Origin of the sequence: Actinopolymorpha pittospori (genome assembly GCF_014873875.1) — a bacterium.
Taxonomy (GTDB): domain Bacteria; phylum Actinomycetota; class Actinomycetes; order Propionibacteriales; family Actinopolymorphaceae; genus Actinopolymorpha; species Actinopolymorpha pittospori.
In genome coordinates this window covers 8294299-8315273 of sequence record NZ_JADBEM010000001.1, presented here as the reverse complement: position 1 = coordinate 8315273, position 20975 = coordinate 8294299, and the positions used below count along the sequence as shown (strand labels likewise).

Genomic DNA, 20975 nt, shown 5'->3' with positions numbered 1-20975 from the left:
GTGGTTTCGGGTGGGCGTTCGGGATGGGGCGCGCGGTCCGGTGTCGGGGTCGTGTGAGATCGGGTCTGTGTGAGAGGGACGTCAGCCGCGGGATCGTCGGACCTGGCGGGTGAGCCTCCCGCCGGCCCGGCGGGCGAGGCGGCGACCGGTCCGGAGCCAGGCGCCGAGCTCGGATCGGAAGCCTTCGGTGCGTTCCTCGGGTCCTTCGTCGGTGCGCGCCTCGCGGGTGGTGGACCGATCCAGCGCCTCGACGACCGGAGCGCCCGGTCCGGAGGGAACGGTCACGCTCACCGGTAGCGGCGTGAAACCACCGTGGTCGGGGGTGACCAGCCGGACCTGGACGGACCACCGGCCGACCCCCAGGTCGGACCGCGACAGCCGCGCCGACAGGTCGGAACGACCCACTCCGGCGTGCACGGCGGGGGCGAGGACCGCGGCCGCGTCCACCATGGCCCCGGAGTCCTCGTGGACGAGCCGGACGGCGCCCGCCACCTCCGCGGCGGTGACGGCGCGGAGCGGCAGGGTGAGCACGAGGTCGCTTCCGGCCGTCGCCAGCGAGGGCGCGGTGGGGAACAGCAGTTCCTGGCGTAGCCGGGAGGTCTTCTCGCCGACGTCGACGGAGAGGTTGCCCTTGTCGGTCCAGTACGGAGTCACCGCCACGGCCGGATCGCCGAGAACGGCGGGCACGCAGTGCCGCGAGGCGCGCACCGAGCGGACCGATCCGAGGCGGGCGTCCTTGGTCCAGCCACAGCTGGTGATCCTGGCGACGACGTCCCAGATTCCGCGTTCGAGCGGGACACCGCCGCCCGCGGTCGTCGGGTCGAGCCTCGCCTCGCCGTGCAGGAGGAACCGGAAGCTCTCAGCGTCCCCGTCGCTTCCACCGAGGGCACGCCGGGAGGAGGTGAAGGTCACCGGCAGGAAGTACTCCGCGGCCGTCTCCCGGGAGCGGAGCAGGACGTCGACCCGGCTCTGGTTGAGGCGGGCGGTGGCGTCCAGGTCGGCGTCGGGCAACGCACCGGCCGCGTCGTCGGCGAGCGGAGGCACGAGGACGTCCTGGCCGTCGGCATGGACGTAGCCGACCGGTGCCCGTCCGGCGCGAAGCTCACAGGTGAGCGCGAGCTGCAGCGCGCCTTCGTACCAGCCGAGGTCGTCGAGTTCGGCGTGGTTGACGATCGAGGTCTCCCACTCCGCCAGGCGGACCAGGTCGTCCAACCGGTCGGCGTGGATCAGCGCCGCCACGATCCGCTGGCTCGGCGGCAGACCCTCGGCCACGCCCGGGCCGAAACGCTCACCCGAGATCCGCCGGATCTCCTCGAACAGCGCGCGCTGGTCCTCGGCCGGGACCTGCAGCAGCCGCCGCCCACGCAACCGCTCGATCATCTCGACCCGGAACCAGCGGCGGTAGAGCCGGTCACGCAGCGGGCCCGGGTCGGTGTTCTTCTCGACGATGTCGAGTGCCTCGGTGAGGTTGGCGAAGTAGCCCTTGGGCTCCAGCCGCTGGAAGCCGGCGTTGGAGGCGTCCTCCCGGCGTACGTGGTAGTAGCAGACGTAGTCGCTCAGCACCGAGATCGTCTCGGCGGCGAAGAACGCCGCGGTCACGAAGACGTGGTCCTCGAGCCGGCGCCGGCCCTCCGGAAAGCGCAGCTGGTGGTCGTCGAGGAAGGCCTTCCGGAACATCTTGTGCGGCGTGAGGCTGTCGATCAGCGGCGCGTTGGCCAGCGTCGCGCGGGGGTAGCTGCGCCGGAAGAGCTCGCGGGGTACGCCACGACCCTTGCCCGCCATCTTGCCGATGACGATGTCGGAGTCGTTCGCCTTGGCGAAGGCGTACATCCGCTCCAGCGCCTCGTCGCCGATCCAGTCGTCGTTGTCGACGAAGAAGACGTACTCGCCACGGGCCGCGGCGATGCCGACGTTGCGTGGCTTGCCCGACCAGCCGGAGTTCTCCTGGTGGATCACGTGCAGGTGCGGGTGCTCGGCGGCGAGCGCGTCCAGCCGGGCCGGCGTCTCGTCGGTCGACCCGTCGTCGACGAAGATCGCTTCGTACTCGTCGTCGGGCAGGCTCTGTCGCATCAGGGACGCTACGCAGTCCTCGATGTAGGGCCCGGGGTTGTAGACCGGAACGACCACGCTCACCTTGAGTGCCTTCGCCATGTGTCCCGCCCTCGTGGCTTCTGCTTGCTTGCGTGAGGCTATCCGAGCCGGCCGGGTGTGGCGTGCGACCGACCCGGCCCGGCGGCGCGTGAACCCTTCGTGACACCGGGCGACGAGACGACACCAAGGCGGGGCAACTAGCATCCTTGGACCGAAGGGAGCCAGGTGAGGACCGGGAACACCCGGCCAGAGTCTGGTAAACCCTGGTTGACCAACAAGACCCACAAGAGGGGATGTGACGCGACCGTGGCCGACCCGACGCCCGAACCGACGCCCGGCACACCATCGGAGCAGGGGACCGGGCCGAGTGAGCCACTCCGGGCGGTGGCGGTCGTCCTGGCCGGCGGAACCGGTAGCCGGGTGGGTCTTCGTGTGCCCAAACAGCTACTCAAAGTCGCGGGCAAGCCCCTCCTCGAACACACCCTGGAGGTGTTCGAGAACGCTCCGGACATCGATGAGGTCATCGTCATGATGGCGCCGGGCTGGACCGGTGACGCGGAGAAGATCATCCGCAACGCCGGATTCCGCAAGGTCACCCGGGTGCTCGAAGGCGGCACGACGCGTAACGACACCACGCACCGTGCGCTCGAGGCGGTCGGCCCGGAGGAGGCGAAGGTGCTCTTCCACGACGCCGTACGCCCACTCCTCGACCAGCGGATCATCACCGACTGTGTCCGTGCGCTCGACACCTTCGCCGCCGTCGACGTCGCCATCACCTCGGCCGACACGATCATCGTCGTGGACGAGGGGATCATCACCGACATCCCGAGCCGCGACCGGCTGCGGCGTGGGCAGACGCCCCAGGCCTTCCGGCTGTCGACCATCCGCAGGGCCTACGAGCTCGCCGCGAAGGACCCGCACTTCACCGCCACCGACGACTGCTCGGTGGTGCTGCGCTACCTGCCCGACGTTCCCATCACGGTGGTCGAGGGGTCCGAGCGCAACATGAAGGTGACCTACCCGATCGACGTGTTCCTCGCCGACCAGCTGTTCCGGCTCGGCTCGCACACCCCGCCGAGCCCCGTCTCGACCGACCGGGCGAGTGAGGTGCTGGCCGGCAAGACGTTGGTGGTGTTCGGCGGGAGCTACGGCATCGGCGCCGAGATTGGCGAAGCCGCGCGGCGGTTCGGAGCGACCGTCTTCTGCTTCAGCCGCTCGGCCACCGGCACCCACGTCGAGGATCCCGAGCAGGTCAGGGCCGCGCTGGAACAGGCCTATGAGAAGTCCGGCCGGATCGACTACGTCGCGGTGACCGCCGGCGTGCTCCACACGGCGCCGCTGGCCGACTGCCCCGACGAGCTCATCACCGAGAGCCTCCAGGTCAACCTGCTCGGCCCGGTCTACGTCGCCCGCGCCGCGCACCGCTACCTCGCGGAGTCCGGCGGTCACCTCCTGCTGTTCACCTCCAGCTCCTACACGAGGGGCCGGGCCGGCTACAGCCTGTACTCCTCGGCCAAGGCGGCTGTGGTCAACCTCACCCAGGCGCTGTCCGATGAGTGGGCCGCCGACGGGATCCAGGTCAACTGCATCAACCCCGAGCGCACCCAGACCCCGATGCGCAGCCGCGCGTTCGGGGAGGAGCCGCCGGAGACGCTGCTGCCGGCGCGCGACGTCGGCCTGGCGTCCCTCGACGTGCTGCTGTCGGACCAGACGGGCAACGTCGTCGACGTACGCCTCGAACCCGCGCCCTCGCCCGTCACGGCGCCCCCGGAGGACGAAGACCCGGCCCTCGACATCTCGGCCGCGCTCGAGCACGTCGAGGAGGAGGCCGCCGGGAACGGCACCGGCCGCGGCCTCGACCCCGGGCTGGACGAGGGCGAGGTCGACTCGAGACGCCGCGGCTGAGCTCGTGCGCCTGATCCAGATCACCGAGCGGGCGCCAGCGCCCGACACCGGCCGGGTCCCACTCGGCCTGGCCGGCATGCTGGCGCTCGCCCACCTCGCGCTCCTCGTGACCGCCCTGGTCCCCACCGCCTGGGGATTCCTCGCGGCGGCGGTGGTGCTCACCGCGCTGGAGGTCGTGCTCCCGCGCCGGGCGCCGTTCGTCGTCTGGGCGTCCGGTCGGGTCGGCCTCGGCGCCCCGTGGCGTGGGCTGGTGCGCGGCGTCGCGGTGCTCGCGCTGTTGCTGCGCTCCGACGTGCCGCGCGAGTGGTACGTCCCGGCCTTCGCGGGCCTGATCACCCTGGTCGCCCTGCGCGCCGCCGGCGGCGGGCTCGCCGAACTCCTGCGGCAGCGCCGCAAGATGCCGGTGCTGAGCCGCGGCCTCCCGCTCGGCTCGCCGCGGATCCCGCGCGCCCTGCCCGTGATCCTCGGCCGGGACGCCGAGGAGACGCTCGGCTGGCCCGACCTGCTGTTCGTGGGCGGGGCGGCCCTCGCCGTCGCGGTCGGCTCGCCCGACTCACTGACCGTGGGCGCCGCCGCCGCGGTCGTGCTCGTCCTGGCCGGGGTGGCGACGCTGGCCTGCGCCGTCGTCGCGATGCGGCGGGTGAGCCGCCCGCGGCTCCGGGCGGCGATCGACCGCGCACTGGCCGACCTCGCACCCGAGATGGCGGTGCACTTCGGCTCCGGGCCGGACACGCTCTACCAGCTCGAGGCGTGGGTCGAGACGCTCGAACGTCTGGACGTACCGACCCTGCTGATCCTGCGTGACCGGGAGACGCTGCGCCTGCTCGGACCGACGACCGTGCCGGTGCTGTTCGTCGAGCCCGGCACCGTCCTGATGGAGCAGCCGCTGCCGCACCTGCGGGTCGCCTTGTACGTCTCGCACGCGGTGAACAACCTGCACCTGCTCCGCCGCCGCGGCGTCCGCCATGTCTTCGTCGGTCACGGGGACAGCGACAAGGGCGTCACCACCAACCCGTTCCTCAAGGCCTACGACGAGGTCTGGGTCGCCGGTCCGGCCGCCCGGGAGCGGTTCGAGGAAGCGGGCATCGGCGTCGACCCCGCACGGGTGGTGGAGATCGGTCGACCCCAACTGGACCAGGTGGCCGGTCGGGACGACGTGGTGCGCGCCTCGCGCACGGGCGGGGAGGGCCGGTTGACCGTGCTGTTCGCGCCGACCTGGGAGGGGTACGGCGACGAGCCGCACCAGACCTCGGTCGGTGCCGGCGCCCGGGAGCTCCTCGAGCGGCTCCTCGCCGAACCCGACGTCCGCGTGCTCTACCGTCCGCATCCGCTGCTCGGCAGCCGCGACCCGGCGGTCGCCCGGGCCCACCGCGAGATCGTCGCCGCCCTGGGCGGTGCGCAGGTGCCCCGGCCGGTGTCGCCGGCCCGGATGAGCGGGCCGAACCGCGACGAGCTGGACGTCGTGAGCGCACCGGTCCGGACCTCCCGGATCGAGGAGGTCACCGCCCAGGCTGCGTGGGCCGGAGAGCAGCTCGCGATCCCGCCCGGGCAGGCGGGGCACCTGGTCGTGCCCGGCCCCCACTTCAGCCTGTACGCCTGCTTCGCCGCGGCCGACATCCTGCTCGCCGACGTGTCGAGCGTCATCACCGATTTCCTGGCGAGCGGCCGCCCGTACGGCGTCACCAACCCCGCCGGCCTGACCGATGCCGACTTCGCCGCTCGGTACCCCTCGAGTCGCGGCGGTTACCTGGTCGATCCAGACAGTGACGGTCTCGTGCGACTGTTGGCCGCCGGTCGTGGGCAAGCTGATCCCGCGGCCGCCGAACGCGCCGTGCTCCGCGCACAGCTGCTCGGCCCACCGGAGCCCCCTGCCCTCGAACGCATGCGGAAGGCGGTGGCCGGCTCGGTGAGCTACCTGCCCTGACACCGTGGAGGTGCGACCGAACGCGTCCCCACCCCGCCGCGCCCGACGGTGGCGTACCTACGCTGCCTCGATGCCGAACCCCTGGGAGAAACTGCACGTGCTGCACATGCTCGCCCGCCGCGGATCCCTGATCGGCGTACTCACCGCGCTCACCGCGAGCTACGCCGCCCTGGTCATCACCGCGATCCTCGCCAGCCCGCTCGCCTTCGCGGCGTTCCTGCTGGTCGCCTCGGCGCTGGACCTCCTCGTCGAGCGGCGCTTCCGGCCGGTGGTGGCTCTGCTCCGTCGGGCCCAGTTCGGCATCTCCCACCGGGCGTTCGTGCAGATCTTCCTGCTGCTGCTCCTCGTCGCCATCACCGACGCCAACCGCGAGATGAGCCGCCCGGAGCTGCTGGTCATCAGCATCGTCGCGCTCGGCGTGCCGGTCTTTCGGATCGGCTACCTCGGAATGCTCACCCTGGTCCGCAGGCGACTGCTGCCGTCGGTCGAGGTACGCAACGTCGACCTGCCCGAGGAGCTCCAGCCCGTCGACCCGCCACGCTTCCTGGTCCAGAGCCTCAACCCGCGGATGCACGCGCTCGGCCTGCTGCCGGTCCTCGCGGGGGCGATCTGCGTGTGGCTCGGATACTTCTGGCCGTTCGGGATCGTGATGGTCGCCTACACCGTGGTCGTCGGCGCCGGCTGCCTGCTGTTGCTGCGCCAGTTGATGGCGCTCGGCAACCGGCCCAACCGCCAGGACCTCGTCGACGGCGTGAGCGCCGCGCTGCGCGAGCAGCACCATCCCGAGGTGGTGCTGTACTTCAGCGGCTCGCCCAACTCCCTCTACCAGGCCGAGATGTGGCTGCGGACCCTGGAGAAGATGCCGCATCGAAGCGTCGTCTTCGTCCGCCAGCGACATGCGCTCCGCAACCTCGGCCGCACCCGGCTGCCGATCGTGTGCATCCCGAACCAGGTCGACCTGATGAACTTCACGCTCGCCGACGCGCGGGTCGCGATGTACGTCGCCAACGTCGGCAACAACATCCACCTGCTCCGGGAGCCACGGGTCAAACACGTCTTCATCGGCCACGGTGACAGCGACAAGGTGGCGAGCTTCAACCCGTTCAGCAAGGTCTACGACCAGATCTGGGTGGCGGGTCCGGCCGGCCGGGAACGCTACGCCCGGGCCCAGGTCGGTGTCCGTGACGAGGAGATCGTGGAGGTGGGCAGGCCGCAGCTGGACGTGATCGAACGCTGGCACGGACCGCTGCCGCGGTTCACCCCGGACCGGCCACTCACTGTGCTGTACCTCCCCACCTGGGAGGGCTGGACCGACGACGACTTCCAGACCTCGCTCACCGTGATGGGCCTCGACCTGGTCACCCGCCTGCTCGCCTCGCCCGTGCCCATCCGGCTGATCTACAAGCCGCACCCGCTCACGGGCACCCGCGACCCGCGTGCCGCCGACGCCGACCGGCAGATCCGGGCGATGGTCCGGGCCGCGGCCCGCCGGACCGGCTCGGTGCCCGCCACGCGGGCGGCCGAGCTGAGGGAGATCGAGGCCGCGCTCGACCAGCCCAACCTGGACGTCGAGGAGGCCGAGCGGCTGGCGACGCGGTGGCGGGACGTCTTCTGGCCCGCCCAGGGTGCCCGGCACGTGGTCATGACCGGCCGGCTCCCGCAACTCTTCGACGCCTACAACGTGGCCGACCTGCTGATCGCCGACGTGTCCAGCGTGGTGTCGGACTTCCTCGCCACCGGCAAGCCGTGCGTCGTCGCCAATCCGAAGGGGCTCGCGGAGGAGGAGTTCCGCGCGACGTTCCCGAGCACGTCCTCCTCGTACCTCCTCCATCCCGGTGCCGACATCGAGGAGGTCCTCACGACGGTCCTCGGCGGCGATCCACTCGCCGAGGCCCGGATCCGCGCCCGCGCCTACCTCCTCGGGCCCGACCATCCGCCCGCCCAGCAGCGCTGGAACACCGCGACCGAGGCGCTGATGGCGACCGCCGACCTGGAGTGGGACGGCCAGCACGGCGCCGGGCCGGAGCTCGAACAGGCCACCGCCTTCGTCGAGCCGAGCACCGTGCCCCAGGCGATCGGAGACGGCCGGCTGCCCACCTCCGAGGACAAGGCGGTGTCCTAGGTCGTCAGGCAGGGGTCGTCAGGCGGGGGTCGTCAGGCGGGCCAACGCCGCCGCCCTTCGCAGCGGAGTGTTCACCGTCTGTTCTGCTCCCGTGCAACCCGCCGCGCCGCCCGACGGTTTGGTGAAGTGGATGAGGGGAACCTCCTTCGTCACGTGCGCCGTTTTGTTGGGCAGACAGCTGCGGGGGTTCCCATGGTCAAGGTCAGCGTTGTCGTACCCGTGTACAACCCTGGCCGTTACCTGCAGCCCTGCGTCGACTCCCTGCTCCGACAGAGCATGCCGCCGGGAGAGTGCGAACTCGTCTTCGTCGACGACGGCTCCACCGACGACGCGCCGCGGATGCTGGACGAGCTCGCACAACGCCACCCGCACGTACGCGTCCATCACCAGGAGAACTCCGGCTGGCCCGGTAAACCACGCAACGTCGGTGTCGACCTCGCCCGCGGCGAGTACGTGCAGTTCGTCGACCAGGACGACGAACTCGCACCCGAAGCACTGGAACGCCTCCACGCGATGGCGGTCCGCAACGGATCCGACATCGTGCTCGGCAAGGTCGGTGGCTCGATGGCCGGTCCGAGCAGCGTCTTCGCCCGCACGGTGGAACGCTGCACGGTGGCCGACGCTCCGCTGATCGAGAGCGTGAGCCCGCACAAGATGTTCCGCCGCGCCTTCCTGCTGGACCACGACATCAGGTTCCCCGAGGGGAAGCGCCGCCTCGAGGACCAGCTCTTCATGGCCCGTGCCTACGTCCGAGCGAAGACGGTCTCCATCCTCGGCGACTACGTCTGCTACTACTGGCAGCGCCGAGACGACGGTGGCAACAACAGCGGCAAGGCAGCGTCGATGCGGGGTTACTACGACAACCTGCGGGAGGTGCTCGACGCCGTCGAGGAGGGCACCGAGCCAGGCGAGCTGCGCAACACCCTGCTCCGGCGCTTCTTCCGGGTGGAGATGATGACCCGGCTGCGCGAGCCCCGGCTGCTGCGCTACTCCGACGGCTACCGCAACGAGGGCTACAAGGTGGTCCGCGAACTCGCCCTGGAACGGTTCTGGTCCGGTGAGGTGATCGCCGGGCTCTCGCCGTTGATGCGGCTCCGCGCCACCCTTCTCGAACGCGACCGACTGGACGGGCTGATGGAGCTCGCCCGCCGGTGCGAGAAGGTGCGCGGATTCGCGGAGGTCGAGTCCCTCCGCTGGGAGGAGGGGGTCCTCCGGCTCGGCGTCCGCGCCGGTTTGGTACACCCCGACGGATCCCCGGTCGTCGTCAGCAAGCGGGAGGGGAGGTACTGGCTCGACGACCGTCTCGCGGCCGGGCTACCGACCCTGAGCAGCGGGTGGGACGTCGGAGACCCCTGTGACCACACCCAGGCGGAGATCCGGGTCCACCACCTCGACACCAACACCTGGTGGTTCGCGCCGGGCGAGCTGAAGGGCTCGTTGGTCGCCCTCGACCCCGCGCCGGCGCCGCGCTACCAGGTGGTCGTCTCCGGCACGGCCTCCCTCGACCCGAACGACCTGGCCGGCGGTTCGCCCGTCGCGGCCGGACGCTACGAGGTGTGGCTGTCGGTGCAGACCCTCGGGCTCGGCCGGCCGGTTCGCGTCACCCTCGACGGCTCCCCGGCGTGGGACGACGTGGTGGTCCCGGCCGTGGTCGGCAACCCGGCCCGCATCGTCGTACCCCACCGGACCATGCCCATCGGCCAGCTCATGTTGGAGGTGGACGAGCGGCACCAGGCCCTGGCCGGTGCGCTCGCCGCACGGGGTGTCGGCCCGCTGCACGCGGGCGGTCCGCGGCTGCAGCTCACCATCCCGGTGCAGGCCGAGCCGGGTGCCGCGGCCCGTGACGTCGAGGTGGTGGTCGGCCGGGCCGGATCGGCACGCACGATGTCCGCTCGGATCGAGCCGGCCCGGTCGGCGGTGCTGGCGTTCGACGACGCCACCTCGCTACCCTCCGGCCGGCACCCGCTCGCCCTGCGCACGGACCCCTCCGGGCGGCAGCCGGCCATCCCGATCGGAACCGCAGTGGTCCGCGACGGCCGCATCGTCGCGATCCAGAGCATCAGCTACCGCGCGATCCCGCGGCGGGTGCTGGCCCGCATCACCGCCGACCCCTGGCTGCACAAGCAGGCGTTCAAGGTGATCGAGGCCCTGCCCGACGCCAAGGCGAGGAGGGCGCGCAAGCTGGCCCGACGGCTGGCCCGCTGGACCCGGGGCTGACCCGGGCGCGGCGACCCGGTGAACGCGCTGATCGAGGCGCGCGGGCTGACCAAGCGGTTCGGAACCTTCGTCGCGGTCGCGGGCATCGACGTCGACGTCGTGCGCGGTGAGGCGTTCGGCTTCCTGGGCCCGAACGGCGCGGGCAAGAGTTCGACGATGCGGATGATCGGGTGCGTGTCGCCGGTCAGCTCTGGCCGCCTTCGGGTGCTCGGGCTCGATCCGGCGACCGACGGCCCACGCATCCGCGCCCGGCTCGGCGTCTGTCCGCAGGAGAACTGGCTCGACGAGGAGCTGACCACCCGGGAGAACCTCGTCATCTACGGGCGGTACTTCGGCCTGCCGCGACGCCGCTGCGTCGAACGCGCCGGTGAGCTGTTGGAGTTCACCCAGCTCACCGAGAAGGCCAGGGCGAAGGTCGCGGACCTCTCCGGCGGCATGAAGCGCCGACTCACCCTCGCCCGTGCGCTGGTCAACGAACCGGACATCCTGCTGCTGGACGAACCCACCACCGGACTCGACCCGCAGGCGAGGCACCTCGTGTGGGACCGGCTGTTCCGGCTCAAGCAGCAGGGCGTGACCCTCGTGCTCACCACCCACTACATGGACGAGGCCGAGCAGCTGTGTGACCGGCTGGTGGTCATGGACGGCGGTCGGATCGTCGCCGCCGGGTCTCCTCGGGAGCTGGTCCGCGGCCACTCCACCCGGGAGGTGGTCGAGTTGCGGTTCGCGGCGGACGCGGCACCGCCGGTCGAGGCGTTCGCGGACCTCGGTACCCGCGTGGAGGTGCGGCCCGAGCGGGTACTCCTCTACACCGACGACGGTGACGCCGCCGCGAAGGAGGTCCATCGACGCGGGCTCGCCCCGGCGGTGGTCCTCGTCCGGCGGAGCACGCTCGAGGACGTCTTCCTCCAGCTCACCGGTCACACGCTCGTCGAGTGATTTCCGTGGAGACCGCGCGACGCGCCTTCGCCTACTGGATGGCGTCCTACCGTCGGACCTGGCGGGGGAGCGTCGTGTCGAGCTTCCTCGTGCCGTTCCTCTACCTCGCAGCGCTGGGCATCGGTCTCGGTGCCTTCGTCGACGCGGGCGGCGGGACGCGTGCCCTCGGCGGCCTGACCTACCTCGAGTACATCGGTCCGGGCCTGCTGGCGGCGACCGCGCTCCAGACGGCGGCGTTCGAGTCGTCCTACCCGGTCATGGGTGGCTGGAAGTGGTTCAAGGTCTACTTCGCGATGCTGGCGACACCGCTCGGCGTACGTGACGTCCTCGCCGGTCACCTGCTGTTCGTGGCGTTCCGGGTCACCACGACCTGCCTCGTCTACCTGGTCGTGCTCACGGTGTTCGGCGCGGTCGTGTCGCCATGGGGTGTCCTCGCGGTGGTGGCCGGCCTGCTCACCGGGCTGGCCGTCGCGGCACCGACGTTCGCGCTCGCGGTGAGCTCGGACCGGGACACCGTCTTCGCGCTGTACTTCCGGTTCGCCATCCTGCCGATGTTCCTCTTCTCGGGCGCGTTCTTCCCCGTCACCGAACTGCCCGAGGCGGCGCGGCCGGTGGCCTACGCCACTCCGCTGTGGCACGGCGTCGAGCTCGCCCGGACGTTCGCCCAGGGCGTGCCCTCGTGGGGGTGGGTCGCGGCACACGTGGGGTACCTCGTCCTGTGGATCGCGTTCGGGGTGTGGTGGGCGGGCGGGGCGTTCCGCCGCCGACTGCTCACCTGAGCGGCATCGAGGGGAGAGGCGCGTGGCGACACTGCTGGCCCGGGTCGTGCCGCTCCCGATGCACGGAGGCGCCCGGCTGCTGGTCGAGCGCAACCTGATGGTCTACCGCCACGACTGGCTGGTGCTCGTGTCCGGGTTCTTCGAGCCGCTGTTCTACCTGTTCTCGATCGGCGTCGGCATCGCCCACCTGGTCCGGCCCTTCGAGGTGGGTGGACGACTGGTGGACTACGCGGCGTTCATCGCCCCCGCCATGCTCGCGGCGAGCGCGATGAACGGCGCGATCATCGACACGACGTACAACCTGTTCTTCAAGCTGAAGTACGCCAAGCTGTACGACGCGGTGCTCGCGACGCCGATGCGGCCCTTCGACGTCGCGGTCGGCGAGGTCGCCTGGGCGTTGGTGCGCGGCACGATGTACGCCGCGGCCTTCGTGGTGGCCATGACGACGCTGGGCCTGGTCGCCTCCTGGTGGGCGCTGCTCGCACTCCCGGCGGCCGTACTGGTGGCCTTCGCGTTCGCCGCCGCCGGCATGGCGGGGACGACCTACATGCGTAGCTGGCAGGACTTCGAGTTCGTCAGTCTGGTGGTGCTGCCGATGTTCCTGCTGTCCGCGACGTTCTTCCCGATCACGGCGTACCCGGACTTCGCGCAGGTGCTGGTCCGGCTGACCCCGCTGTACCACGGCGTGGCGCTGGTGCGCGGCCTGACGCTCGGGACGGTGTCCTGGCCGCTGCTGATCAGCGTCGCCTACCTCGCGGCCATGGGCGGACTCGGGCTGTGGATCGCCGCCCGTCGGATCGACCGCGTACTCCTGCGCTGACTTCGCTGGTCCGTCGCCCACCGCGTGCCCGCGGCGACCAGCCGATCTTCGGTCGCCGCTCCCTTGCGTCGCCAACTGGTTTGCGGCTTAAACTACTTGGCATGCCAACCGAACGGCGTTCCGGCGAGCAGGATCCACCGGGGCAGGCACTGGCCGACGAGGCCCCACCACACTTCTCCGAGGTCTCCGCCCTGATCGCGCGGGAGCAGGCCAAGACGGGCCGGCTCATCGGCGGCGACCCCCGGGTCTTCTTCGTCACCTGGGGACTCGTCTGGCTGGTCGGTTTCGGTGTCAACTTCCTCTCGCAGGGGCCGAACGGCGACCCAATCGTGTCGATGCCCGTCCTGGTCGCCCCGCTGGTCCTGGGCGTTCTCCTCGTGGCCGGGATCGTGACCACGATCGTCGCGAGCATCCGGATGTACGGCCACACCGTCGGGGAGTCCAGCCAGGCCGGCATGATGTACGGCTTCGCCTGGATGCTGGCGTTCCTCATGCTCGGCGTGATCGGGAGCAGGCTCTCGCACTACCTCCCCGAGCGCGAGCAGTTCCTGCTGTGGTCGGCCACCTCGACCGGCTTCGTCGGCATCCTCTACGCGGCCGGCGGTGCGGTCTGGCGGGACCGGGCGTTGTTCGCCCTCGGTCTGTGGGTCAGTGCGGTCAACGTCGCCGGGATCGTCGCCGGACCGGGGTGGCACGCGCTCCTGCTGTCTCTCGCCGGTGGCGGAGGGCTCCTCGTCACCAGCGTCGTCCTGAGCGCCCGGACACGGGGGCGGTGCGCATGACCGACCCGCCGTCATCGCCCTCGGCCTCGTCAGGGCCACGGCGGTCCGGGGCCTCCGCCGTGGACCCCGACGCCCTACCCGAACTCGATCCCGTCATCCACGCCCAGGCCCGACTCCGCGTGGTCGCCGCCCTGTCGGCCGTACGCGAGGGCGACCAGATCACCTTCCCGTCCCTGCAACACGTCCTGCGCATGACCGCCGGGAACCTCTCGGTCCATCTGCGCAAACTCGAGGACGCCGGCTACGTCCGCATCAGCAAGACCCACCGCGGCCGTACGCCGGCCACCTACGTCGCTCTGACCCGCCGGGGTCGGGTGGCCTTCGACGACTACACCGCCGCGATCCGGCTGCTGCTGGACAGCGCCGAGACAACCGAGGAGCAACGATGACCGCAACGCCCGGTGCTGGACCGGAGCCGGTGGCACAGGCGTTCGACGTCACCCGCCGCTACGGCCCCGTGGTCGCCCTCGACCAGGTGAGCCTCGACATCCGGGCCGGACAACTGCTCGGGCTGCTCGGCCCGAACGGCGCCGGCAAGAGCACTCTGATCAACCTCTTCGTCGGCGTCCGGCGAGCCAACTCCGGACGAGTCGAGGTGTTCGGCGCCGACCCGCGCGAACCCGCCACCCGACGCAGCATCGGCATGACACCGCAGGAGACGGGGCTGCCACCCACGTTGCGGGTGCGGGAGGTCGTCGGATTCGTCGGCGCGCACTACCCGAACCCGGTCGGTGTGGGGGAGTTGCTGGAGCGGTTCGGGCTGTCGGGGCTGGAGCGCCGGCAGACGGGGGGCTCTCCGGCGGCCAGAAGCGCCGGCTCGCGGTCGCGCTGGCATTCGTGGGCCGACCCCGCCTGGTCTTCCTCGACGAGCCCACGACCGGGCTCGACGTCGACGCGCGAAGGTCCCTGTGGGACGGCATCCGCGCCTTCCACGAAACCGGGGGCACGGTCCTCCTCACGAGCCGCTACCTCGAGGAGGTGGAGGCGCTCGCCACCCGGGTCGTCGTGGTCGGGCGCGGCCGGATCATCGCTGACGGCGGCGTCGACGAGATCCGGGGCGTGGTCGGGCTGCGGCGCGTGTCGCTGACGACACCGGTGCTTCCCGACCTGCCGGGCGTGCGGAGCGTCGAGCGGGAAGGCGACCGGGTGCACCTGCTCACCGTCGACGCCGACCAGTTGGTGCGCGACCTCGTACGCAGCGACACGCCGTTCACGCAGTTGGAGGTTCGCCCGACCTCGCTCGAGGACGCCTTCCTCACGCTGACGACCGGCGACCACGCGAAGGGTCAGCGGCCCGACGAACTCGCCCAACCGACCCCCGCGTAACCACCCACCCTCTCGCGGGCTAGCCCGCTGCGTCGTCCGGCGTACCGACCCTCGGTCGGTACGCCGCTTTCCCGGAGGACCAGATGAACCTGCTGCTGGTGCACGCGAAGTACCAGTTCCTCGAGACCATCCGCGTACCCATCGCCGTGGTCGGCACCGTGTTCTTTCCCACCGCCTCGATGCTCTTCTTCGTCGTCCCCTTCACGGGTGAGGATCCGGTCGCGGCGACCTATGCCACCGGCTCGATGATGGCGTTCGCGGTGATGATCACCTGTCTCTTCCAGTACGGCGCGGGAGTGGCGGAAGACCGCGGACAGCCCTGGGACCCCTACATTCGGACGCTTCCCGCGGGCGCCCTGCCGCGCTTCTTCGGCCGGGTCGCGACGAGTTTCGGGTTCATCGTCGCGGCCGTCATCCCCGTCCTGCTCGTCGCGACCTTCCTCACCGAGGCGACCGCGACGCCCGGCCAGATCCTGCTCGGCCTCGGCGCGCTGCTCGTGGGGGCGGTGCCGTTCACCCTGCTGGGTCTCGGCATCGGCTACGCCATGCCGATGAAGGCCGCGCTGGCCGTGACCAACATCATCTTCTTCCCGCTGGCCTTCGGCGGCGGGCTGCTGACCGGCCCCAACGTCCTGCCGGGCTTCGTCGAGGTGATCGCGCCCTTCCTTCCCACCCGTGGAGCTGTCGAGCTGGTGTGGGCGGCGATCGGTGGGTTCCGGCCACAGACCACCTCGATGGTGATGCTGGTCGTCTGGGTGGTGGTGTTCGGGGCCTTCGCCGCCTGGGCCTACCGCAGGGACGAGGGACGCAGGTTCCGCTGACCGCTTCGATGGCGCGTCGCCCGCTGCTCGGGAGAAGTTGATCATGAGAGTAAGGTCCCCCGCGATGGGTGAGACCTTGACGCTCCGGCCCTGGCTCGACGAGGACGCGGCCGCACTGGTCACGGCGTTCGCCGGCGTGGGCATGGCGAGCCAGGCCGGACGGCCCGTCCACACCGAGGACGACGCGCGGCAGTGGATGACCGGGTGGGATCGTGCCGCGGAGGAGGGCAGCGGATTCGCCTTCGCCGTCGAACGCGGGGGCGAGGTCGTCGGCAACGTCGCGGTCGCGGCCATCGAACGCCGGCACGACACCGGCTGGGTCTCCTACTGGACGACCGCCCGCGCCCGCGGGCAGGGCGTCGCCACGATGGCGGCGGCGACGATGGCGGAGTGGGCCTTCGGCCGGCTCGGCCTGTTCCGGCTCGAGCTCGGCCACCGCGGTGACAACCAGGTCTCCTGCCGGGTCGCCGCCGCGGCCGGGTTCCGGTTCGAAGGACTCGAACGGTCCAAGCTCCGCTACGGCGATGTGCGCTACGACGTCGAGTTGCACGCCCGGCTGGCCACCGATCCGCGGCCACCGGGCGGGACCGGAACGGTCGTCGAGGTCTGAGGCCAGGGCAACTCGCCGTCCGCCGTCCGCCACCGCTCGCGGGGCGTCATCGGGAGCCCCGCGCACACACGAGTCGGCACACCGAGGTGGCCGTCGCGGCGTCATGGACGATACTGGGCGGGTGCGGCTGACGGAATTCTGGCATCGGATGGAACACCATCTGGGCTCCACCTATGCGCGATCGTGGGCTCGGGACCAGGTCCTGGCCGAGCTCGGGAACCGCACTCCGCAGCAGGCGCTCGACGCCGGCGTCGAGGCGAAGGCCGTCTGGCGTGCGGTCTGGCAGGCGTTGGAGCTGCCCCCGTCCGAGCGTTGAGCCGGGCCCCCCTCACAGCCATCGGGCCGACGCCGCGAGTTCGGCGTGTCGCGGCCCTTCGAACACGTGTTCGCCCTAGGGTCGTAGAGTGTGTAGGGAGAACGCCGTGCAGGCGGCGGCGGGCTTTTGTCCACATTGCGTCCATCGGCTGTGACGTCCACAGGTTCGCCGGCCCCCATCCATGAGTGTCGGTAGTCACCTCTAACGTCACGGGTGTGATTACTGAGAAGACCACACAGAAGAAGTCTCGGGGCTCGCGGCGGGCCCCCGATCTGACCGGGATGGCGGGCATGGCACCTCAAGACCGCGAAAAGTCGCTCGACACCGCGATTGCGCAGATCGAGCGCCAGTTCGGCAAGGGCGCCGTGATGCGCCTTGGCCAGGAGGGTCGGGCACCGATCGAGGTGATCCCGACCGGAGCGATCGCACTCGACGTGGCCCTTGGCATCGGCGGGATGCCGCGTGGGCGAGTGGTGGAGATCTACGGCCCGGAGAGTTCCGGCAAGTCCACCCTCGCGCTGCACGCGGTCGCCAACGCGCAGAAGGCGGGTGGCGTCGCGGGCTTCATCGACGCCGAGCACGCGCTCGATCCCGAATACGCCAAGAACCTCGGGGTCGACACCGACGCACTGCTCGTGTCGCAGCCCGACAACGGCGAGCAGGCGTTGGAGATCGCCGACATGCTGATCCGCTCCGGCGCGCTCGACGTCGTCGTGATCGACTCGGTGGCCGCGCTGGTGCCGCGGGCCGAGATCGAAGGCGAGATGGGCGACAGCCACGTCGGTCTCCAGGCCCGGCTGATGAGCCAGGCGCTCCGCAAGCTGACCGGTGTGATCAGCTCCTCGAAGACCACCGCCATCTTCATCAACCAGCTTCGCGAGAAGGTCGGAGTGATGTTCGGCTCGCCGGAGACGACGACCGGCGGCAAGGCGCTGAAGTTCTACGCCTCCGTCCGCCTCGACGTGCGCCGGATCGAGACGTTGAAGGACGGCCAGGACGCGGTGGGCAGCCGGGTCCGGGTCAAGGTCGTGAAGAACAAGCTGGCACCGCCGTTCCGGCAGGCGGAGTTCGACATGCTCTTCGGCGAGGGCGTGAGCCGCGAGGGCAGCCTGATCGACCTCGGCGTCGAGCACGGCCTGGTCCGTAAGGCGGGCGCTTGGTACACCTACGAGGGCGACCAACTCGGTCAGGGCAAGGAAAACGCCCGCAAGTTCCTCAAGGACAACCCCGACCTCGCCGAGGAGCTGGAGAAGAAGATCAAGGAGAAGGTCGGGATCGGCCCGCGGGTGGATGCCCCCGCCGAAGAGGGGGCCGAAGAGGAGGTCGAAGAAGACTTCTAGGCCGAGGAGCGGACGAAGACGTGAGTTCGAAACCGACGCGGTCGCGGGGAGCGCCGTCAAAGGGAACGCTCTCCAGCGAAGCACGATCGAAGTCCGCGGGGGATGCGGGCGACACCTCGGGGGGCGACCCCGAGCAGCTCGCCCGCACCATCGTCCTGCGGCAGCTCACCGGCCAACCACGATCCCGTTCCGAACTTGAGCAGGCGCTGCGACGGCGCGACGTACCCGAGGATGTGATCGAGGGCGTTCTCGGACGGTTCACCGACGTCGGGCTGATTGACGACGCCGCCTTCGCTCGGTCGTGGGTCGAGTCGCGTCACGCCGGCCGCGGTCTCGCCCGACGGGCGCTCGCGCACGAGCTTCGCCGCCGTGGTGTCGGAGACCAGGAGGTCGGAGACGCCGTCGATCAGCTCTCGCCCGAGACGGAGCTCGCGACGGCTCGCGCGCTCGTTGCCCGCAAGCTCGCGGCGACGCGCAACCTCGATGGACGCACCCGCGTGCGGCGGCTCGCGGCGATGCTGGCTCGCAAGGGTTACCCGCCGGGCCTGTCGGTCCGGGCGGTCCGAGAGGCGCTCGACGAGGAGAGCGACGAAGATCAGCGCGCGGCGGTCGAGGAGTTCGCGGGGGCGCTCGAGTCGATGGAGACGGGCGTGGAGCCGGAGGACCGCTGATGCCCGATCCGCGGCCGCCGAGGCGCGGAGGCGAAACCGGTTCGCGTGGCGACAGGAGGCGGCGCTAGCGTGCGATCCATGGCTCTCGAAGTAAGGACCGCACGCGACGAAGACCGCGAAGCTATGCACCACGTCGGCCAGCAGGGCTTCGCGGCCCGACCGGCCGACTACGACGAGAAGAGCGACCGCAGCGCGACCCCGCTCGACCGGCGTCTGGTCGCCGTGGAAGGCGAACGGATCGTCGGCCGGCTGGCGGTCTGGGAGCTCGGACAGTGGTTCGGTGGCCGCCAGGTCCCGATGGGCGGCATCGGCGGTGTCGCGGTCGCTCCCGACTTCCGCGGAAAGGGCGTCGCCACCGCTCTCCTGCACCAGGTGGTGGCCGCCATGCGGGAGCGCGGCGAGGTGCTGTCCACGCTCTATCCGATGAACCACACGCTCTACCGACGCCACGGCTGGGAGACGGCCGGGAGCTACCCCGAGCAGAGCCTCGACCTTCGCGCGCTGACCGCGCTCCCGAAGCCGAGCCGACAGATCGATATCCGCCCCACCGCCGAAGGTGACCTGCTCGCGGTCAGCCGGCTGCACGAGGACGTGTCCAGGGACGAGCCGGGCAACGTCTTCCACGGCTCGGTGTTCGCCGCCCGACGACTGCTCGGCTACGCGGGCATCCAGGAGGGATACGTCGCCGAGACCGACGGCGCCGTCACCGGTCTGCTCATCCTCACCCGCTCGGACGCGCCGAAGGGTGACCAGGGTTTCTACACCCTCTCGATCAACCAGTTGGTGGCCGCCGACCTCGACTCCGAGCTCGCCCTCCTCCGACTGGTCGCCGCGCATTACCCGGTGGCCCGCGAGGTGACGCTCGTCGTACCACCCCATGCGGCCCTGACGACGCTGCTCGGTGAGCGCGATCTCCGTCCCGCCGGTCAGGGCTGGAGCTGGATGACGCGGCTCGTGGACGCCGCCGGCGCGGTCGCCGCCCGCAGTTACGCCGCGGAGGTCGACGTCGAGGTCCACCTCGACATCGAAGACTCGGTGGCGCCGTGGAACGCCGGACCCCACGTGCTGCGAGTGAAGGACGGCCAGGGTCTCCTCGAGCCCGGCGGCCGCGGTGACGTACGCCTGGGAATCGGCCGGTTGGCCTCGCTCTACACCGGATGGGCGGCGCCGCGTCGGCTCGCGCGGCTCGGTCTGCTTCCGGGCGCCGGTGAGCAGGACCTGCTCGGGTTGGACCGTACGTTCTCCAGCCGCACCCCGTGGTCCCGGGACTTCTTCTGATGGCGGAGTCGTCCGCGCAGGAATGGACCAACGCGGCGGCCATCCAGCAGTGGGGCGAGATGCCCCCCACGACCAGTTGGCGGCGATGGACGTCGACGGTGACTTCGCCAAGCGGCACCTCGTCAACCCGGTCCTGTTGTCGATGCTGGGTGACCTTCGCGGCCGGCGCGTCCTCGACGCCGGCTGTGGAAACGGCTACCTCAGTCGGATGCTCGCCGATCGTGGTGCGCGCGTGGTCGGCGTGGAGCCCGGGCGCTCCCTGTACGACTACTCCGTCGAGCGGGAGGCCGAGCTTCGACAGGGAATCCGCTACGTCCGTGCGGACCTGTGCGACCTGCCCGCGCTGGCCGATCTCGGCGGACCGTTCGAGGTGGTGGTCGCGAGCATGGTGCTGCCCGCGATTCCCGACTGGAAGCCGGCGATGCGCGCGTGCGTGGACGCCCTCGCGCCCGGAGGGCTCTTCGTCTTCACACTCAACCACCCGTGTTTCGAGCGACTCTGGCCCACCTGGCGCGCACACGGGACCTACCAGGTGGGGGAGTACCTCGCCGACTACGCCATCACCGGCCCCTCCGGCGCAGACTTCCACCGCCCCGTCTCGGCCTACCTCAACGAACTCGCCGGGCTGGGATGCCGGCTCCGGGAGGTCGCCGAACCCGGCCTTGCTCCCGAGGTCGCGGCGACCGGCCCGGAGGGCATCGAGGCGTACGTGAAGCTGCCGAACTTCCTCATCGTCGCGGCCGAGGGGCCGTGACGCCTCGCTCCCACCACGCCGCGGGACCGCCGACGTCGATCGGTCGTCCTCGGCAGACTCTCACCGCAACGATTTCTTGACCCACTCTCACCCGCGGCCTAGCCTCCAGGAAAACAAGGGATCACTCCGCGTCTACCCCTCGTTCATGCGCACGACCGACCCTCGCCCGCACGCGCATCTCTTCCCACCGCGAACGACGCGTCCGCACCCGGACGACCCGACAGGATCCCCGCATCGAGCCCGAGGACCCGGCACGTAGCGACACCGAGCAGCACTGACA

The 20975-nt window shown here is 70.9% G+C and carries 18 protein-coding genes and 1 pseudogene; 18 read left to right on the top strand and 1 reads right to left on the bottom strand.

Annotated features, from left to right (window positions below):
* Window positions 1–81: 81 nt before the first annotated feature.
* A complete protein-coding gene (locus tag HEB94_RS38605) occupies window positions 82–2151 on the bottom strand; it encodes a glycosyltransferase family 2 protein (RefSeq protein WP_192754412.1) in 2070 nt (689 codons plus the stop codon).
* Between the two features lie 246 nt (window positions 2152–2397).
* Here HEB94_RS38605 and HEB94_RS38600 point away from each other — a divergent pair, with 246 nt between their 5' ends.
* The 18 genes and pseudogenes from HEB94_RS38600 to HEB94_RS38520 all read left to right on the top strand — a co-directional run bounded on the left by HEB94_RS38600 (window position 2398) and on the right by HEB94_RS38520 (window position 20695).
* Window positions 2398–3996: a bifunctional cytidylyltransferase/SDR family oxidoreductase gene (locus HEB94_RS38600; protein WP_337918222.1), complete on the top strand. Its 1599-nt coding sequence runs from the start codon at window positions 2398–2400 to the stop codon at window positions 3994–3996.
* A gap of 4 nt (window positions 3997–4000) precedes the next feature.
* The gene (locus tag HEB94_RS38595; RefSeq protein ID WP_192754411.1) at window positions 4001–5920 is read left to right on the top strand and encodes a CDP-glycerol glycerophosphotransferase family protein; all 1920 of its coding nucleotides are present in this window, start codon (window positions 4001–4003) and stop codon (window positions 5918–5920) included.
* A gap of 70 nt (window positions 5921–5990) precedes the next feature.
* A complete protein-coding gene (locus HEB94_RS38590; protein WP_192754410.1) occupies window positions 5991–8042 on the top strand; it encodes a glycerophosphotransferase in 2052 nt (683 codons plus the stop codon).
* Between the two features lie 192 nt (window positions 8043–8234).
* Window positions 8235–10259 (top strand): glycosyltransferase family A protein, encoded by a 2025-nt coding sequence (locus tag HEB94_RS38585; RefSeq protein ID WP_192754409.1) that lies wholly within the window; start codon window positions 8235–8237, stop codon window positions 10257–10259.
* Between the two features lie 18 nt (window positions 10260–10277).
* A complete protein-coding gene (locus tag HEB94_RS38580; RefSeq protein ID WP_192754408.1) occupies window positions 10278–11198 on the top strand; it encodes an ATP-binding cassette domain-containing protein in 921 nt (306 codons plus the stop codon).
* Complete coding sequence (locus HEB94_RS38575; protein WP_337918221.1) at window positions 11195–11977, top strand: ABC transporter permease; 783 nt, start codon at window positions 11195–11197, stop codon at window positions 11975–11977. Before HEB94_RS38580 ends, HEB94_RS38575 begins: the two co-directional genes overlap by 4 nt.
* A gap of 22 nt (window positions 11978–11999) precedes the next feature.
* Entirely contained in the window at window positions 12000–12797 is a 798-nt protein-coding gene (locus HEB94_RS38570) for an ABC transporter permease (protein ID WP_337918220.1), read from the top strand.
* Window positions 12798–12898: 101 nt separating this feature from the next.
* Window positions 12899–13579 (top strand): transporter, encoded by a 681-nt coding sequence (locus tag HEB94_RS38565; protein ID WP_192754407.1) that lies wholly within the window; start codon window positions 12899–12901, stop codon window positions 13577–13579.
* A gap of 59 nt (window positions 13580–13638) precedes the next feature.
* The gene (locus tag HEB94_RS38560) at window positions 13639–13968 is read left to right on the top strand and encodes a transcriptional regulator (RefSeq protein ID WP_337918218.1); all 330 of its coding nucleotides are present in this window, start codon (window positions 13639–13641) and stop codon (window positions 13966–13968) included.
* Window positions 13965–14398 (top strand): annotated as a pseudogene (locus HEB94_RS54950) (ATP-binding cassette domain-containing protein); the annotation flags it as partial. The gene HEB94_RS38560 and the pseudogene HEB94_RS54950, both read left to right, overlap by 4 nt.
* Entirely contained in the window at window positions 14279–14905 is a 627-nt protein-coding gene (locus HEB94_RS52985; protein ID WP_337918581.1) for an ABC transporter ATP-binding protein, read from the top strand. The pseudogene HEB94_RS54950 and the gene HEB94_RS52985, both read left to right, overlap by 120 nt.
* A gap of 83 nt (window positions 14906–14988) precedes the next feature.
* Complete coding sequence (locus tag HEB94_RS38550) at window positions 14989–15726, top strand: ABC transporter permease (protein ID WP_192754405.1); 738 nt, start codon at window positions 14989–14991, stop codon at window positions 15724–15726.
* A 64-nt stretch (window positions 15727–15790) separates the two neighbouring features.
* Window positions 15791–16336 carry a GNAT family N-acetyltransferase gene (locus HEB94_RS38545; protein ID WP_192754404.1) on the top strand — a complete coding sequence of 182 codons (546 nt, stop codon included), beginning with the start codon at window positions 15791–15793 and terminating at the stop codon, window positions 16334–16336.
* Window positions 16337–16457: 121 nt separating this feature from the next.
* The gene (locus HEB94_RS38540) at window positions 16458–16652 is read left to right on the top strand and encodes a DUF3046 domain-containing protein (RefSeq protein ID WP_192754403.1); all 195 of its coding nucleotides are present in this window, start codon (window positions 16458–16460) and stop codon (window positions 16650–16652) included.
* A 290-nt stretch (window positions 16653–16942) separates the two neighbouring features.
* The gene (recA, locus tag HEB94_RS38535; RefSeq protein WP_202896776.1) at window positions 16943–17992 is read left to right on the top strand and encodes a recombinase RecA; all 1050 of its coding nucleotides are present in this window, start codon (window positions 16943–16945) and stop codon (window positions 17990–17992) included.
* Between the two features lie 20 nt (window positions 17993–18012).
* Entirely contained in the window at window positions 18013–18663 is a 651-nt protein-coding gene (locus tag HEB94_RS38530) for a RecX family transcriptional regulator (RefSeq protein ID WP_192754402.1), read from the top strand.
* Between the two features lie 78 nt (window positions 18664–18741).
* Window positions 18742–19941 carry a GNAT family N-acetyltransferase gene (locus HEB94_RS38525; protein WP_192754401.1) on the top strand — a complete coding sequence of 400 codons (1200 nt, stop codon included), beginning with the start codon at window positions 18742–18744 and terminating at the stop codon, window positions 19939–19941.
* Window positions 19942–19990: 49 nt separating this feature from the next.
* Window positions 19991–20695, top strand: a complete 705-nt coding sequence (locus HEB94_RS38520; protein WP_202896775.1) for a methyltransferase domain-containing protein — start codon at window positions 19991–19993, stop codon at window positions 20693–20695.
* Window positions 20696–20975 lie beyond the last annotated feature (280 nt).